Origin of the sequence: Streptomyces djakartensis (assembly GCF_014651075.1) — a bacterium.
Classification (GTDB): domain Bacteria; phylum Actinomycetota; class Actinomycetes; order Streptomycetales; family Streptomycetaceae; genus Streptomyces; species Streptomyces djakartensis.
In genome coordinates, this window is the sequence record NZ_BMWE01000019.1 from 50,208 (window position 1) to 65,838 (window position 15,631).

Here is a 15,631-nt window from a genome sequence, read left to right on the forward strand (position 1 = left end):
CGTGGGTGTCAGGTGCTGTGGACGCCGACCTCTTGGAGGGAGTAGCCCCATTCGGTGCCGCGTGCCAGCCCCTGGACGCGGACGTATCTGGCCGGGGTGGCGGTGAAGCCGGCCGTGTCCAGGCCCCCGTCGCCGGCCGTCGTGGACCAGACGGTGCGCCAGTTCACTCCGTCGGTGGAGAGGTCGATGCGGTACGCCTTGCCGTAGGCGCGTTCCCAGTCGAGGGTGACCCGCTTGACGAGCCGGGTGGACCCGAGGTCGACCTGGTACCACTGGTCGTCGCTCCAGTCGCTCGCCCAGCGGGTGCCGCTGTCGCCGTCGACGGCCCGGTCCGGTCCGTAGCTCGTGAACAGGCTCCACTCCGAGGAACTGGCCGACGCGGTGGAGCCGGTCGCGAGATTGACTCCTGCCTCGTGGTTCTCGGAGGCCTTCCAGGTGTCGAGGTAGGACTCGGCGCCGCGGAAGAGGTCGTCCACCACGTCCTGGCCGCCGACCCGGCGGATGTCCTCGATCCAGTCCGGGACGAGGCCGTAGTGGGCTGCTCCGTCGGTGTTCAGGTCCCAGGTGCGTTCGCCGGTGGTCTGACGGTCGATGACGGAGCCGCCGTCGACGCTCTTGAAGGGGTAGGTGACCTTGTTGGGCGCGTCCGCTCCGCGCGGGGCCGGCCAGCCGCCGACGCCGTTCATGTCGGTGCCGTAGCCGTAACCCACGCCGAACTTGTCGCGCAGGGCCTCGGTGCGTTTCGCCTCCGAGACGAAGCCCTCGGAGCCATGCATGTACTGGGCGATGAAACCGCCAAGGCCGTAGACCCGCTCCGTCCAGTCCATGTCCATCCAGCTGTGCGAGGAGAGGACGCCGGGGTAGGACTCGGCCTCGAAGATGTCGAGCACCCGGGCCGTGGCCTTGACGCTCATGTGGTCGATCTCCAGCATCATCCCGCGTCGCATCATGCCCCGGACCGCGTACTCACCGAGTCCGGTGAGGCCTCGGACGTTGCACTGGGCGTCCGCGCTGTACGAGGGGACCTCCTGGCCCGCCGGGAGCTTCTTCTCCGCCTCGGCCGCGGAGGCGTCGCCGATGGGGTTGTCGGCTTGCGGGCCGGTGCACTTCTCCGTCTTCCAGAAGGTGCCGGTCGACAGGAACTGGCCGACGTTGATGGCCGTTCCGAGCGTGCCCGAGTCGAAGCGGACCCCGCACAGCGCGTTGTCGAACTTGTGGCAGAGGAACATGCTGCGCACGCCCAGCGCGTGCAGCTCGTCCAGGCCCTTGTCGATGTCCGCCTTGCTGCACTGGGCGATGTCGAGGACCTGCTTGCAGCCGAAGGGCTCGGAGGTCTCGACGCCCAGGACGACGGCCAGCTTGCCCTGTTCGATGACCGCACGGGCCTGCGCGCTGTCGGTGACGATGCGGAAGAATCCCTTGCCGGGCCCCCCGTAGATCTTGTCGATGTACGCCTGCATGTCGTAGGACAGCTTGGCCTGGAGCCGGATGGACGTCATCTCGTCGCAGCCGCGGTCCTTGAAGAAGTACACCGAGCAGATGACGCCGTTGGTGACGAGGTCGTTGACCAGCACGCGCTGGCCGCCACGCCAGGCCCGCTCCACCCATGCGTAGTAGTTCTGCTGGTGGGTCATCGAGTCGTGGGCCGGCCAGTCCTTGAAGGTGGGCCAGCCGACGGGGTCGTGCTTGCCGTCGCCGCCTTTGGTGATGAAGTCGAAGACCGCGAGGGAACCGTCCGGGTAGTGCTCGGGGCAGTCCCTGAGCGCGTCGGCGACGCCCTTGTCGGAGAACGGCTTCCCGCAGATCAGACGACCGCCGAAGGCCTCGTTGGCGAAGATGTGGTCGTGCGCGTCGACGAAGCCGCGTACCTCGCCCCTGGCATCGGTGCCGGTGAAGGGCTCGCCCGTGACGTCGACCCGGGAGTCCGGCGCGGGCCGCGCGGCCGGTTCCCACCAGTCGGTGCCGGCCGCCGAACTGGGTGACGGGCCGAGCACGACGGCGAGCACGAGCAGAAGGAGCGACACAGCGGTGACGTTCCTGCGTCTGCGGTACGGGCGTTCGGCACTGGTCACGGCCCACGTCCTCGGTCGGCGGGATGGCACGGTCGACGTCGCGGGCCCCTCTGGGCCCGACGGCCGTCTCGGGGCGACACCCGATTGTCATGACCCCGTCCATGGTGGGACGAGGATGGCCAGTTCCGCATCACGAGTCAAGAGTCCGGGACAGATGACCTGGTGACGGACGATCAGCGCACACCACGGGCGGACGTTCGGTCTTCCCGCGTACGGTGCGGCCTCGTTCAGCACCGGACACCCTGGCAGGAGCCCGCCTCCTACGCCTACACACTCCGGTCGAGCGGGGGAGAGCGAGCCCTGCTGGGCACCCTCCGGATTTCGGTGCGCGACGGCGCCGTGGTGAAGGCGGTGGGTCTCGACGACACCGGCCGGCGTTCGGTCGAAGGGTCCGCCGACGCGGTGCCGAGCATCGGGCAACTCCTCGGGGAGCTGGAACAGGCACGCCGGGACGACGCGGAGACGGCCGAGGCGCAGTACGCCAAGGACGGGCATCCGGTGCGGATCTCGCTGGACCGGGAGGAGAACGCGGTCGACGACGAGGTCCGCTACGACATCAGCGGCTACCAGCCGGCCGGCGATCAGGGTAGGGGCCACCACGGTGCGGGAAGCGCCCGGGGCGGTGCGCACCCCGAGGGCGATCAGCGGGAGCGGGAGAGGCACCTGTGGCCGTGACGGTCTCATCCCTCAATGCCGAGCGACGCTTCGGAGGGGCACCTCCGGGTACTTCCAGGTGGAACGACCCGCCGAAGGTGGAAACGGAGGCACGGAGGCCGTGTTGCTTTCCCATTCTCTCGATCACGGAGTTCTCGTCATCACGGTCCACCGCGATCCCGGCATCGGCGGGCGAGCCACGCTGCTCACGAGCATCAGCGACCTGGTGCACGCCTTCCGGCCGGCGCCCGTGGTCGTCGTCCTCGACTGCCCGGCCCCGGCGGGTGCGGTGGTCAGCGTGGTTCTCCGCGCCCACCGGCTCTGCAGCCACCTGGGCGTTCTGATGTCGGTGGCCTCGAGCAGCGCGCCCACCCGCCGGGCGCTGGAGGAGAACGCCGACACCGCCGGTACCCGGCTGGTCGTCCACGCCCGTACCGACACCGCCGTCGCCGCCGCGTTCGCCGCTGCGGCCTGAGCAGCGGCTCACCGCTGTCCGGCAGGACCCGGGGCGGTCGTGCACAGTGGAGGTCCATCGAATCCCGGCCGGAGCTCAGTGCGAAGGCAGAGCGTCCAAGGAGTGGAGCGATCTTGAGTCGGATCCTGGTGACCGGTTCCGCGGACGGCCTCGGACGGCATGCGGCGGATGCTCTGCTGTCCTCGGGACACGAGGTGGTGGTACACGCCCGCGACCGGGAGCGGGCCGCCGTCCTCGACGTGCTGGTCGGCCGCGGGGCACGCCTCGTGACCGGCGACTTCACCGACCGGGACGCGGTACGCCGCATGGCCGACGAGCTGAACGAGGGCGGGCCGCTCGACGCGGTCATCCACAACGCGGGCGTGTGGAGCGGCCGGGCGGTCATGCCGGTCAACATCATCGCCCCGTACCTGCTGACTGCCCTGCTCCGTGGGCCGCGCCGGCTGGTGTACCTGAGCAGCGGCTCTCACTTCAGCGGGCGCCCCGCACTGGAAGGCGTCGACTGGCGGGGCGACAGCGCGGGCTCGTACTCCGACAGCAAGCTCTTCGTCACGACCCTCGCGGCCGCCGTGGCCCGTCTGCGCCCCGGAGTGCTGAGCAACGCCGTGGATCCCGGTTGGGTGCCGACGAAGATGGGCGGGCCGAGCGCACCGGACGACCTCGAGCTCGGCCACCGCACGCAGGAGTGGCTCGCGACGAGCGACGAGCCCGAGGCCCTCACCACCGGCGGGTACTGGTATCACGGCCGCCGGCAGGAGCCGCACGGCGCGGTCCACGACGAGGCGTTCCAGGATCGCCTGGTCGAGACGTTGGCAGAGGAAACGGGCACCGCGCTCTGACTCGTCCCGGTGTCGGCCGACGGCGAAAGGCGCGGCTCAGCCGTCCGGCCCCGCCCTGGAGGCCGTCCTGCCTGCCGGCTCCCCCGCCGCGCCGGGAACGGCGTCATCACGCCCCTCAGTCGTCGAGCGGCTCGTAGTCGAACCAGTCGAAGTGGACGGTCCCCGCGGCGGCGTACATGCCGATGACGCGGCCGGTGAAGCCGCCGGCGACCTCGGTGGACAGGTAACGGCCGTCGAGTGCGGCGAGTTCGGTGTACGTGCCCTCCGCGTCCTCCACGCCGAGGGAGACGGTGTCCGGTCCCTGGCGCGCGTCGGTGACTTCCCGGGAGGCGCTTGCCTCGATCCTGAGCACGACCGGTCCGCCGGTCGCCGGACGGGACGTCACCAGGGAGCGCAGGGGTCCCACCCGGACATGTACCCGCACCTCGCCCGGCGTCGCCTCGATCTCGTAGTGGTGCCGCTCGTCAAGCCGTACGGCCAGTCCGCCGCGGCCGTCGGCAGGGTCGGCCAGCACCCGGGCACGGCAGGAGAGATGCTGCTGGCGGCGGCCCACGAAGGTGACGTCGGGCTCGTCGAGGGACTGCCCCCGGGCGCGCAGGGTGAGCCAGCCGGCCCGTTCCTTCGTGGTGCAGTCCTGCGCGGGACGGGAGCGAAGCGAGATCCAGAGGGGGGCGAGTTCCCCGGCATCGAAGTCGTCGCGAACCAGTGGGGAGGCGGCGGGCGGCTGAAGCGGCCACGGCGGTTCGGCCATCACGGGTGAGAGCTCCCCTACGACCGGCCAGCCGTCGGACCAGGTCACCGGGGCCAGAAAGGTCTCGCGGCCCAGCACGTGCCATCCGGGCGTGCCGCCCTGCGGCCGCACCCCGAGCAGGACCATCCACCATGAGCCGTCCGGACCCTGCACCAGGTCGGCGTGGCCGGTGTTCTGGATGGGATGGTCGGTGCCCCGGTGCGTCAGGACGGGGTTGGCCGGGCAGGGCTCGAACGGGCCCTGCGGGGAGCTGCCGCGGGCGATCGAGACGCCGTGGCACCGCTCGGTGCCGCCCTCGGCGATGAGCAGGTACCAGTGGTCGCCGATGTGGTAGAGGTGCGGGGCTTCGGGGGCCTTGGCGCCGGGGGTGCCGGACCAGATGCCCCGCCGCTCGCCGAGGGTCTCCCCCGTGCGGGTGTCGATGCGGATCTGCGCCACTCCGGCCGTGGTGCACCAGCAGGTGCCGTCGTCGTCCCAGGCGAGATCGGGGTCGATGCCGTGCACGCCGGGCAGCCGGACGGGGTCGGACCAGGGGCCCGCCGGATCCGTGGCCGTGAACAGCAGGTTCCCGTCGCCGCTCACGTTTGTGACGATCAGCCAGAACCGGCCGTCGTGGTGGCGCAGCGTCGGCGCGTAGACACCCCCTGAGGACGGCGAGCGGGGCGGCAGGCGCAGTTGGCTCGGCCGGTCCAGGGCATTGCCGATCTGGGTCCAGTGCACCAGGTCCCGGCTGTGGAAGAGGGGCACGCCGGGGAAGTACTCGAAGCTGGAGCACGCGAGGTAGTAGTCGTCGCCCGCCCGGCAGATGCTCGGATCCGGATGGAAGCCGGGGATCACGGGGTTGCTGAAGGTGGTGCCCGGCTCGGAGACGCTCGACACCCTCATCGAGTCCTTTCGCGGAAGAACCGAAACTCCGGAAGAAACCTTCGCGGAAGACCAGCGGACAGTTACCAGCGAGGCCGGCGACGCCAGCCACCCCGCCAAACGAAAGTGTTTCTCCGTGGGTTCCCCCCATGGAAGGTGCATGTGATGACGAGGAAACGAGTCGGGAAGCGTCGGTGACCGGCACGACGGCCTGACCGCGGCCCCGTAGGCGTACCTACGGCTCCCCTGCTCGTGGTCGGCCCGTGCCTGCGCCACCGAGGAGGCGGCGAAGCCCGCCGGCGAAGTTCTCCGGCGGGCTCCTGCCCGGTCGTCAGCTGCCGCGGGTGAAGACCCTGTCCTGAGTGGAGCCGGTGGTGCACAGCTTCTTCTCGGCGGGCGTCATCTTGCGGGACTTGACCACGACCGCGCTGTGCTTGCCGTCCGTGCCGTTCGGGGCCGGGCCGGTGACCACGTCGGGGACGAACCAGTAGTAGTGGCCCCACTTCGGGTCGTCGTAGTGGGTCTGCCACGTGCCGGACACCTGCTGCATCACCTGGGCCCGGGAGATCCAGCCGACCTCCCCCGGCCGCACGTTCACGGTGAAGGAACTCGTCTCCGTGTGGGAGCTCTGCCAGGTGTAGTTGTAGGTCGCGGTGACGCTGGCCGTGATGATGCCTTCGATGCCTCCGCCCACGGTGACGGAGCCTCCCACCGAGTGGGAGGAGCCCACGGTGTCGGCCCATGACATGGACTGGGCGGCGGGCGAATCGGTGCAGTTGAACAGCAGCTCGGAGACCTGACGGGGCTCACCGAGGTAAGCCGCGCCGATCTTGGGGGAGTTGAAGGTGCACTTGCCTTCCCCGGAAGCGCAGTCGGCCATGATCTGCTCAGCGGTGGGCTGTTCCTCGGCCGAAGCGGGTACGCCCGCCGCGATCACCCCGAGCGCTGTCGCCGTCAGTGCCAGCGTGCGGCCGCCGTACCGCAGCGTGCGATTCATCGTCATCGTCGGTGCCTCTCACCATTGCGTGGGGGGTCGGTGACGAGGCCCCCTGTTGCAGGAGGGCCTGCAACCACCGCCTGGTGCCAACGAGGCTCACGTAAACCGCAGCCCAGCTACACCAAGGAAAGGCAAAGTTGTACTTGATAACCCGAAATGATGAGCCGTCAACATGACGTGTAGGACGTCGACTTGCCGCCTGCCGTCAGTCGAGGGGGTCGAGGGTGAGGTAGGCCTGGCGCGGACTGCCGTCGTGCACGAGTGACTCGTGGTGGCCCACGTCGTCAAAGGCGAATGCGTACGCCTTGCCGTCGGCCATGTTCGCGTGGATCTGGCCGGCGTAGCGGTTGGTGACGCCGTCCTTGTAGAAGGAGCCGGCGTCGGCGTCCGGCTGACTGGGGTTGACCAGGAGCGTGGAGCGGTTGAAGCCGGCGCACAGGGTGCGTGAGATCGGGCCGCGCACCAGGTCGTTCGGTGCGTCGAGTTTCCTGTGGCAGCCGAAGACGGAGGAGGCGTCCGGCTTCTCGAAGCTGGTGACGGTGACGCCGGAGCTGTTGGTGAAGTGCATGACGTCGCCGGAGACCCGGCCGTAGTACCTGGTGCCGGGCTGGTCGGCGAACGGCGTGACCGTCAGGGTGGAGGTGGAGTACTTCCGCCAGACGCGGTCGATGTAGTCGTCCATGACGGTGGCGGGCAGCGCTCCGGTCTCCAGTCCGTACAGCGGCGACAGCGCGCGCAGCACGGTGCCGTCGGGGCGGGTCTGGATCAGGTTGGCCCAGCCTCCGGGCTGTCCCCTGAGGGCGCTGAAGAAGCCGTTGTACCCCCCGGGCCTGAGCCGGCCGGTGCTCGTGGTGCTGCCGTCGGCCCGCTGCACGCCGACGGCGTACGGCGCGGAGAACATGTCGACCTGTGTGCTGTTGATCCACAGGCCCGAGTCGTTGAGTGTGTACTCCGACCAGTTGAACAGGATGTTCCGGTTGGGGTCGGCCGGGTTCTGCACGGCGGGCTGGACCAGGCCTGTGGGGGTGAGCCTGAAGACCAGTTTCTGTCCGTAGGAGAAGTAGACGCGGCCGGAGAACTTCGGGATGCGGATGATTGCCGACTGTCCGGCCGCCGGGCCGGGAATCGAGGCGTCGGGGGCGGGGGTCGGCGGGTTTCCGCCTGCCGGCCAGGGGTGGAAGGCGCCTGCCGCGTCGGCCCAGCCCTGGCGGCCGGTCGAGAGTTCCGTGCCGAGGTTGTAGAGGTACACACGCTCGCCGCGTGACGAGTTGTTGGTGATCTTCAGAGGGACGGTCGCCGGGACCTCGGCGTGGGCAGGTGCGCTTGCTCCGGCCGCGAGCAGGGAGCCGGTCAGGGCCGCGGCGAGGGCCAGGCTCATGGTGGTGGTTCCGCGCCTGAGTTTCCGTAACATGCTCTGCCTCCGTTCGACGACGGGCCGCTCCGGGAGTTCTGAGAGCGCTCTCAAGCGTTGCGCTTTGGTCCGGACCTGTCAATGAGTTGTGCGCCAGTCGGTTGAGTGGGGGCGGAGGTGCGCCGGTGCCGGCGCACCTCCTGTCGGCGTCGTGGAAGGGTCAGCTCCAAAGGTCCCGTTCGGTCTCGTCGAGCAGGAGGCCGACGTAGTCGCGGGTCCAGCCCTCGATCGTGGCGCGGTCCCACAGGTCGGCCGAGTACTCCACGAAGCCCTGCAGTGCGTCCCCCGCCGGCACGAGTCCGAAGGTCAGTTCCGTGCGGGACGCGGCAGGGGCGAGGTCCTCCACGGCCGTGGTCAGCCCATCCAGTTCCACCTCGGCCTCCAGCGAGCTCTGGTACGCGAAGCCCACGTCCAGCCGGTCCGGCACGTCGACGCCCGTGCGCTCCTGCAGCGCGGGGGCGATGAGGCGTACCGGCATGGCCCGGTCCATGCACTCCACCGCCGTCCGGGCGACGCGGTCCGTCAGGGTGGCGAAGGAACCGGTGGCCGCGTCCCGCACGGGCAGCGGGAAGCCGGTGATCGTGCAGGCCAGCAGCGACTCGAACGCACGGCGCTCACGATTGGCGTAGGAGATGTTGAACACCACGTCCGCCTGCCCGGACTTCCGCGCCAGCATCCGGCCCAGGGCCGCCGCCGTGACCACGAACGGCGTCGTCCCCCGCTGCCTTGCCAGGCGTTCCACGGCGGCCCGTACGCCGGCCGGCACGGTGAACGTCACGGCACCGCCCCGGCCGCTCGGCTTCTCCGGCCGGGGACGGTCCAGGGGCAGGTCGACGGTGAACGGCACGCCGTCGAGTGCGCGCAGCCAGAACCGCAGCTTGCCTTCCTCGGCGGCCCGGTCCGCCTGGTCCCGTTGCCAACGGGCGTACTCGACGGGCTGGCACCGCACGGGCGGCAGGGTGTCGGGTCCGCCCCGCACGGCGGAGCCGTAGAGCGCCGCAAGCTCCTTCAGCAGCAGGCTGACGGACCACCCGTCACAGGCGGAGTGATGCAGGACGAGGAGCAGAGCCCAGGTGCTCTCCCCGGTGCGCAGGAGGCGCACGGCCATCGGTGTTCCGCCGGCGGGGTCGATGGGTGTTTCGGCGGCCTCCGTACTGGCCCGCTCCAGGGCCGCCTGCCGCTCGTGCGCGGGCCGTGCGGTGAGGTCCTTGGTCGGCAGCGCCACCGGGCGGGGCCGCAGTACCTGCTGTTCCCAGCCGTCGCCGCTGCGGGCCAGCCGGGTCCGCAGCCCCTCGTGCCGGTCGGTCAGCCGAGTCAGCGCGGTGCGCAGGGCCGATACGTCCAGGTGGCCGGAGAGGGTGATCCGCAGAGCGACGTTGAAGACCTGTGGGAGGGGATGGTCGGCGTGGACCGCAGCGAAGCGGGACTGCTGGGCGGTGGCCGGCGCCCGGCGTTCCACTGTGCCGGGGGCGGCGTCGGGAGCGGGAACCGAGACGGGCTCCGTCTCCTCCCCTTTGGTGGCCAGCCAGGCTGTCATGGCCTTCGGTGTCGGCTCCTGGTAGAAGCTCAGCATCGGGTACTCCGTGCCGAACTCCTCCCGCACCTGGTTGATCAGTCGCATCGCGGTGATCGAGTGGCCGCCCAGGTCGAAGAACGAGGCGTCGTCCGCGATGTCGTCGGCGTCGATGCCGAACTCGGCCGCCCACAGTCTCCGCACGCGCCGCTCGAGGTCCGTGCGGTGAGCGGCCGTCGGCTGAGGGTCGCCGGGGGCGCCCGGCCTGTGGTGCGGGGCGGTCGTGAGGAGGTCGGGCGCCGGCAGCGCGGACCGGTCCAGCTTGCCGTTGTCCGTCCGGGGCAGGGCGGGCAGGACCCGCCAGGCACGCGGTACCAGGTACTCCGGCAACCGGGAGGCCAGTTCCTCCGCCAGGAGGTCGGCCCACGCCTGCCGGTCGTCGGCCGCCGCGCCGATCGGGTCGGCGGGGACGGCGTAGGCCGCCAGGTACGCCTCTGAACGGTCGTTGCGGCGGGCCAGGACGGCCGCCTCGCTCACCCCGTCCAGGGCGTTGAGCCGGCGGGCGACCTCTTCCGGCTCGACCCGGAAGCCACGGATCTTCACCTGGTCGTCGGCCCTGCCGCAGAACTCCAGTTCCCCGTCGTCGTTCCAGCGGACCAGGTCGCCGGTGCGGTACCGGCGGGCGTCCTCGCCCCCGTGCGGGTCCGGCAGGAAGCGCCCTTCCGTGAGGTCCGGGCGGTGCAGATATCCGAGGGCCACGCCGGGGCCGCCGACGTACAACTCCCCCACCGCGCCGGCGGGTACCGGGCTGCCGGAGGCGTCCAGCACGCTCAGCGTCACGTTGTCGACCGGGCGGCCGATGGCGATCGTGCGGGTGGGATCCCCGCCTTGAGGGGACACGGTGTGCGTGGTGCACAGGACGGTGACCTCGGTGGGCCCGTACACGTTCACCGTCTCGTACGGTGCCTCGGGCCGCGGCCGGGTGCGCAGCACGTCGCCGCCGAGCAGCAGGTGACGCAGGGGCGGCTGGTCGGCCGGGGGCAGGCGGAGCACCTGTTCGCCGAGGGCGGTCGGCAGGATGGAGAAGGTGATGCCCTGCTCGGCGCACCAGCGGGCCAGGGACCGCGGGTCCCTGCGCAGTTCCTCGTCGGCGATCGCGACCGATGCCCCCGCGGTCAGCGCCGGCCAGATCTCCAGGATCGAGGCGTCGAAGCTCTGGCTGCAGACGGCGGCGCTGCGGTCGGCCCGGGTGAAGCCGAAGCGCCGGTGCTGCCACGCGCACAGGTCGACGACGCCGCGGTGCGCCACGACGACCCCCTTGGGGGTGCCGGTGCTGCCCGAGGTGTAGAGGACGCAGCACGGGGACCGGCCGTCGGTGGCGGGCGCGAGGACCTGCCCGCGGGGTGCGGTGGCGTCCGGCGGTACGACGGTCACCTGCCCGGGCAGCCTCAGGGCGGCCGCCTCCTCACGGGTCGACACCAGCGTCCGGGCCCCGCACTCGGTGATGACCTGCTCGGCGCGTGCCCGGCCGAGGCAGGGGTCGAGCGGGACATAGGGGCGGCCCGACTTGAGCGCGGCGAGCATGGCGACGACGAGGTCGGCTGAGCGCGGCAGCCACAGCGCCACCGCCTCGTCGCCGCTCGCCGTGTGCTGTTCCCGCAGGGCGGCGGCGAGCTGCTCTGCCCGGTCGTCCAGTTCGCGGTAGGTCAGCCGGTGGTCGCCGCTGATCACAGCCGTGCTGTTCGGTTGTGCGGCTGCCTGCCTGGCGAAGAGGGCGTGAACCGTGGTGTCCTCGGGCGGGCGGGACGGACCGTGCTGCCAGGACCGCGGTACGGGGTCCCCGGCGACCGCCGTGCCGGCGGCCGCGGGGGCGAGCTGTGACAGAGGTGCCTCAGGTGCGTCGACCGCTGCCGTGAGCAGGTCCCGGAAGGTGACGAAGAACCGGTCCACGGTGTGCTGGTCGAACAGGTCGGTGTTGTACTCCAGATGGCAGCGGATGCCGTGCGGCTGGTCGGTGAAGTAGACGGTGAGGTCCATGAGGGACTTGTCGGGGCCGATGTCCAGCGGTGTGGCCTCGATACCGGGCAGGTCGAAGCGGAACGGTTCGGCGCGCTGGAACTCGGCCATGGTCTGGAACACCGGTGTCCGGTCGATCGCCCTGGCCGGGGCGAGCTCGCGGACCACCGTCTCGAAGGGCACCCGCGCGTGGTCGTACGCGTCGAGGGCGACCGCGCGCACGCGGGCCAGCAGCGCGGTGAAGGCGGGGTCTCCGGACAGGTCGAGGCGCAGCGCGAGCGTGTTCACGAAGAAACCGAGCAGGTGCTCGGCCCGTTCGGGGCGGTCCGAGATCGGGGTGCCGACGACGATGTCCGTCTGTCCGGTGACGCGGTGCAGCGTCGCCGCGTAGCCGGCGAGCAGGGTCATGAACAGGGTGCCGCGGCTGTTCCTGCTCAACTCGCGTAAGCGGCTGGAGAGTTCCGGGTCCAGGGTGTGGAAGACCGCACGGCCGTTGGAGGTCATCCGCGACGGGCGCGGCCGGTCGGTGGGCAGCGCCAGGACGGGCAGCTCGCCGCCCAGGATGCGGCGCCAGTACGCCAGGTCCTCCTCGGTCCCGCCGCCGCTCGCGGACGCCGCCTGTTCGCGGGCGTGGTCGGCGTAGCTGAAGGTGAGGGCCGGGAGGCGGGGGGTGCCGCCCTCGCGTTCGGCCCGGTAGAGGGCGGACAGGTCGCGGGCGAGGACGGTGGCGGAGGCCGCGTCGACGACGATGTGATGGAGGGAAAGGACGAGGACGTGCTCCGCGTCGGCGAGCCTGACCAGCCGGGTGACGAACAGCGGGCCGTCCGCCAGGTCGAAGCGGCGTGCGCTCTCGGCCGACAGGACGTCGTGGAGAACGGTCCGTGGGTCGCCGGTGGCGTCCACGAGTTCGAAGTCGGGTTCGGCGGAGGCCCGCACCACCTGCCGGGGCTCGCCTCCCAGCTCCCGGAAGACCGTGCGCAGGCCCTCGTGCCTGGCGACGAGGCCGCGCAGCGCCACCCGGAGCGCGGGCACGTCGAGGGGGCCGTCGAGACGTACCGCCTTGATCTCGTTGTAGGCGGTACGGCCCGGGAGCAGTCGCTCCAGGAACCAGATCCGTTCCTGGCCCGGCGACAAGGGGGCGTCGGCGGGGGCGGGTCCGGCGGCCGAGGGTGCGGGGCCGGCCGGTGGGCGCTCCGGCGTCGTCGTCTCGGGTGCCGCGCCGGCAGCGGACGGATGCCGGTAGTGGCGGCGCAGGGCGTCCAGGTGTGAAAGGCCGGCGCGCAGTTCGTGCGCCGCGACCCCGAAGTCGACGAGCGCCACGATCTCGTCGGCTCCCGCCGCCGTCACCGCGTCCACCACCGGGCGGACGCTGTCCGCCGTGCCGATGAGGGCGCGCTGGTCGCAGTAGCGGCCGTAGGCGCGGCGGAACACCGTCTCCAGGTCGTCCTCGCTGAGCGCGGCCAGGTCGACGCTGTGCCCCAGGCTGTTGGTGACGCCGCTGAACAGGGACAGGGACGCGCGCATGTAGCGGGACAGCGGTTCGTACGCCTCCGTGCGCGCGGTGTCGCGGTCCGCGGCCAGGTAGGTGTGGAGCAGGACGGCCACCCGGCCGGTGTCCGGGTCCAGGCCGTGGCGGGCCCGGGTGCTCCGGTAGCGGGTGATGTTCTCCTGGAGCTGTTCGACGGTCTGGGTCATCAGGTTGGTGACGACACCCAGGTCGTGGCGGGCGGCCAGTTCGTACGAGGCGGGGTTGGCGACCACGGCGGTGTACAGGGGCGGGGCGTCCTGCACGGGCCGTGGGAAGAGCCGCAGGCCGGCCTCGCCGTCACCGGTGGTGCGGCGCACGGCGTCGCCGCGCCAGAACCTTCGTACCTCCTGCAGCTGCTCGTACATCAGCTCCTTGTGCCGGCCGAAGCGGTCGGGGAAGAAGGCGAAGTCCTTGGCGCTCCAGCCACTGGCGACGCCGATGCCGACCCGTCCGCCGGAGAGGTTGTCCACCATCGACCACTCCTCGGCGACCCGGATCGGGTCGTGGAGGGGCAGGACGACGGAGCCGGCGTTGAGACGGATGCGCTCGGTCTCCCGGGACAGCGCGGCCGCGAGCACGGCCGGGTTGGGGAAGAGGCCGCCGAAGGAGTGGAAGTGGCGCTCCGGCATCCAGAGCGCGTGGAAGTCGTGCCGGTCCGCGAACCGGGCGACCTCCATGAGGAGTTCGTACTGGCCCTGGCGGGGGGCGGAGGTGTCCTGTGGGTAGTCGCCGAAGAAGTAGACGCTGAAGTCGGGTGTGCGCGGGGTGACTTCCTTCACGGCGTGCGTGCGCGGGGCGGATGCGGCCGCGGCGTTCCAGGCCATGGCGGCCACGGGGGTGGCGGCCGGTGGCTGCGGGCGCGGTGGGGCCGAGGCGGTGGATGCCGGTCGCGGAGGCGTGGACGGGGCCGGTGCCGGTGGCGCTGTAGTGGCCTCGGGCGGGGTCGGCCGCGGTGGCGCGGGCACGGTGGGTACCGGCCTTCGTTGCGCTGTCCTCGGGGCCACCGGTGGCGTGCCCGGGAAGAAGCCCGCCGACCGCAGCTCGCGCAGCGAGTCCCGTACGGCGTCGGCGATGAACTCGATGTCCGAGTCCGCGTGGGCGGTGGACAGGAAGAAGTTGCGCCACTCCCAGACGTGCACGCCGCGCAGCATCAGGTGGTGGTAGAGGAGCTCCATGTCCGCGCGGTGCTCGAAGCGGAACTGCGAGCCGAAGTGGGTCATGCGCAGCGGGTACTCCTCGGCCTCGAAGAAGCCGTTGAGCGTGGCGGCCAGTTCGGCGGTGCGCGCGTTGAGGCGCTCCTGGAGGCGTGGGCTGTGTTCCCTGAGGTGGGTCAGTACGGCGCGTGCGGCGACCATCGACACCGGATGCTGGATGTACGTGCCCCCGAAGAAGGTGGTGTCGGCGGGCGGATAGCTGTCGTCTCCGTACGACCAGTATCCGCCGTCGACCCCGTCCATGATGTCGGCGCGGCCGGCGATCGCGCCGATGGGGAAGCCACCGCCGAGCAGCTTGCCGTAGGTGGCGAGGTCGGGGGTGACGCCGTACAGCTCCTGCGCGCCGCGCGGCGCCGGACGGAAGCCGGTCAGCATCTCGTCGAAGAGCAGCACGATGCCGTGACGGCGGGTCAGCTCCCGCAGTCGGCGGACGAACCCGGCCGGCTGGAGCGAGGGGTGCCGGCTCTGCACCGGCTCCACGACGACCGCGGCGATGTCGTCGGCGTGCCGGGCGATGGTCTCCAAGGCGGTGTCGCTGCCGTAGTCGAGGACCAGCAGATCGGAGACGGCGGCCTGCGGTATGCCCCGGGAGACGGGCACGGTGGCGGTGCCGGCGCCGCTGCCGGAGGCCCGGCCGAGGACGTTGTCGGCGTGGCCGTGGTACGCGCCGAGGAAGGTGACGATCTTGTCGCGGCCGGTGGCGGCGCGGGCGAGGCGGATGGCCGCCGAGTTGGCCTCCGTACCGGAGTTGGCGAAGGCCACCCGTTCGAGTCCGGTGAGTTCGGCGAGGAGTTCCGCCGCCTCGCCGGTCTCGACGGTGCGGGGACCGAGCTGAATGCCGCGGGACAGGTGCTCACGCACGGCCTCCGTGACGAAGTCCGGCTCGTGGCCGAAGAGAAGAACGCCGAAGCCCATGGTGATGTCGACGTACTCGTTGCCGTCGACGTCCTCCAGACGTGCCCCGCCGGCGCGGCGGCCCGCGATCGGGTACAGCATCTCCTTGGTGCCGCTGCGGAAGCCGACGACGGCACGGCTGTCGGCCAGGACGCGGCGGTAACGCTGGGCGATCCGCTTGGAGGTGGGCGTCCTGGCGGTGTACCGGCGGACGAGGTCGTCCAGGTGCTCCTGCTGGGAGCGCGGGGAGGCGTCCCGCACCATGCCGGAGGATCTCGCGACCGTCACCCGGGGCCCGTGGACCCGCGGCGGCGGGGCCGGAGCGGCGGCCCCGCCCATCTGCTCGGCGATGCGCTGCGACAGCTCGGTCATCGCCGCCAGGTCCTGGTCCAGTGCCGCGGAT

Annotated in this window: 8 protein-coding genes; 3 read left to right on the top strand and 5 right to left on the bottom strand. The window is 71.3% G+C overall.

What is annotated here, in order from left to right:
- Positions 1 to 8 precede the first annotated feature (8 nt).
- Positions 9 to 2,072: a discoidin domain-containing protein gene (locus IE212_RS27420; protein ID WP_190200647.1), complete on the bottom strand. Its 2,064-nt coding sequence runs from the start codon at positions 2,070 to 2,072 to the stop codon at positions 9 to 11.
- A gap of 162 nt (positions 2,073 to 2,234) precedes the next feature.
- On the opposite strand from IE212_RS27420, the gene IE212_RS27425 reads away from it, so the two are divergent.
- The 3 genes from IE212_RS27425 (at position 2,235) to IE212_RS27435 (ending at position 4,040) form a co-directional block, all read left to right on the top strand.
- Positions 2,235 to 2,747 carry a DUF6174 domain-containing protein gene (locus IE212_RS27425; RefSeq protein WP_229864613.1) on the top strand — a complete coding sequence of 171 codons (513 nt, stop codon included), beginning with the start codon at positions 2,235 to 2,237 and terminating at the stop codon, positions 2,745 to 2,747.
- Between the two features lie 103 nt (positions 2,748 to 2,850).
- Entirely contained in the window at positions 2,851 to 3,201 is a 351-nt protein-coding gene (locus tag IE212_RS27430) for a hypothetical protein (RefSeq protein WP_190200648.1), read from the top strand.
- 113 nt (positions 3,202 to 3,314) lie between these two features.
- Positions 3,315 to 4,040, top strand: coding sequence for an SDR family NAD(P)-dependent oxidoreductase (locus IE212_RS27435; protein ID WP_190200649.1), 726 nt, complete (start codon positions 3,315 to 3,317; stop codon positions 4,038 to 4,040).
- A gap of 115 nt (positions 4,041 to 4,155) precedes the next feature.
- Here IE212_RS27435 and IE212_RS27440 read toward each other — a convergent pair whose 3' ends face one another.
- The 4 genes from IE212_RS27440 to IE212_RS27455 all read right to left on the bottom strand — a co-directional run bounded on the left by IE212_RS27440 (position 4,156) and on the right by IE212_RS27455 (position 15,600).
- Positions 4,156 to 5,676 (bottom strand): glycoside hydrolase family 43 protein, encoded by a 1,521-nt coding sequence (locus IE212_RS27440; protein WP_190200650.1) that lies wholly within the window; start codon positions 5,674 to 5,676, stop codon positions 4,156 to 4,158.
- 310 nt (positions 5,677 to 5,986) lie between these two features.
- The gene (locus IE212_RS27445; RefSeq protein WP_190200651.1) at positions 5,987 to 6,658 is read right to left on the bottom strand and encodes a hypothetical protein; all 672 of its coding nucleotides are present in this window, start codon (positions 6,656 to 6,658) and stop codon (positions 5,987 to 5,989) included.
- A 199-nt stretch (positions 6,659 to 6,857) separates the two neighbouring features.
- Positions 6,858 to 8,063, bottom strand: coding sequence for a glycoside hydrolase family 64 protein (locus IE212_RS27450; protein ID WP_190200652.1), 1,206 nt, complete (start codon positions 8,061 to 8,063; stop codon positions 6,858 to 6,860).
- A 160-nt stretch (positions 8,064 to 8,223) separates the two neighbouring features.
- The gene (locus IE212_RS27455; RefSeq protein ID WP_190200705.1) at positions 8,224 to 15,600 is read right to left on the bottom strand and encodes a non-ribosomal peptide synthetase; all 7,377 of its coding nucleotides are present in this window, start codon (positions 15,598 to 15,600) and stop codon (positions 8,224 to 8,226) included.
- Between the last annotated feature and the right edge of the window lie 31 nt (positions 15,601 to 15,631).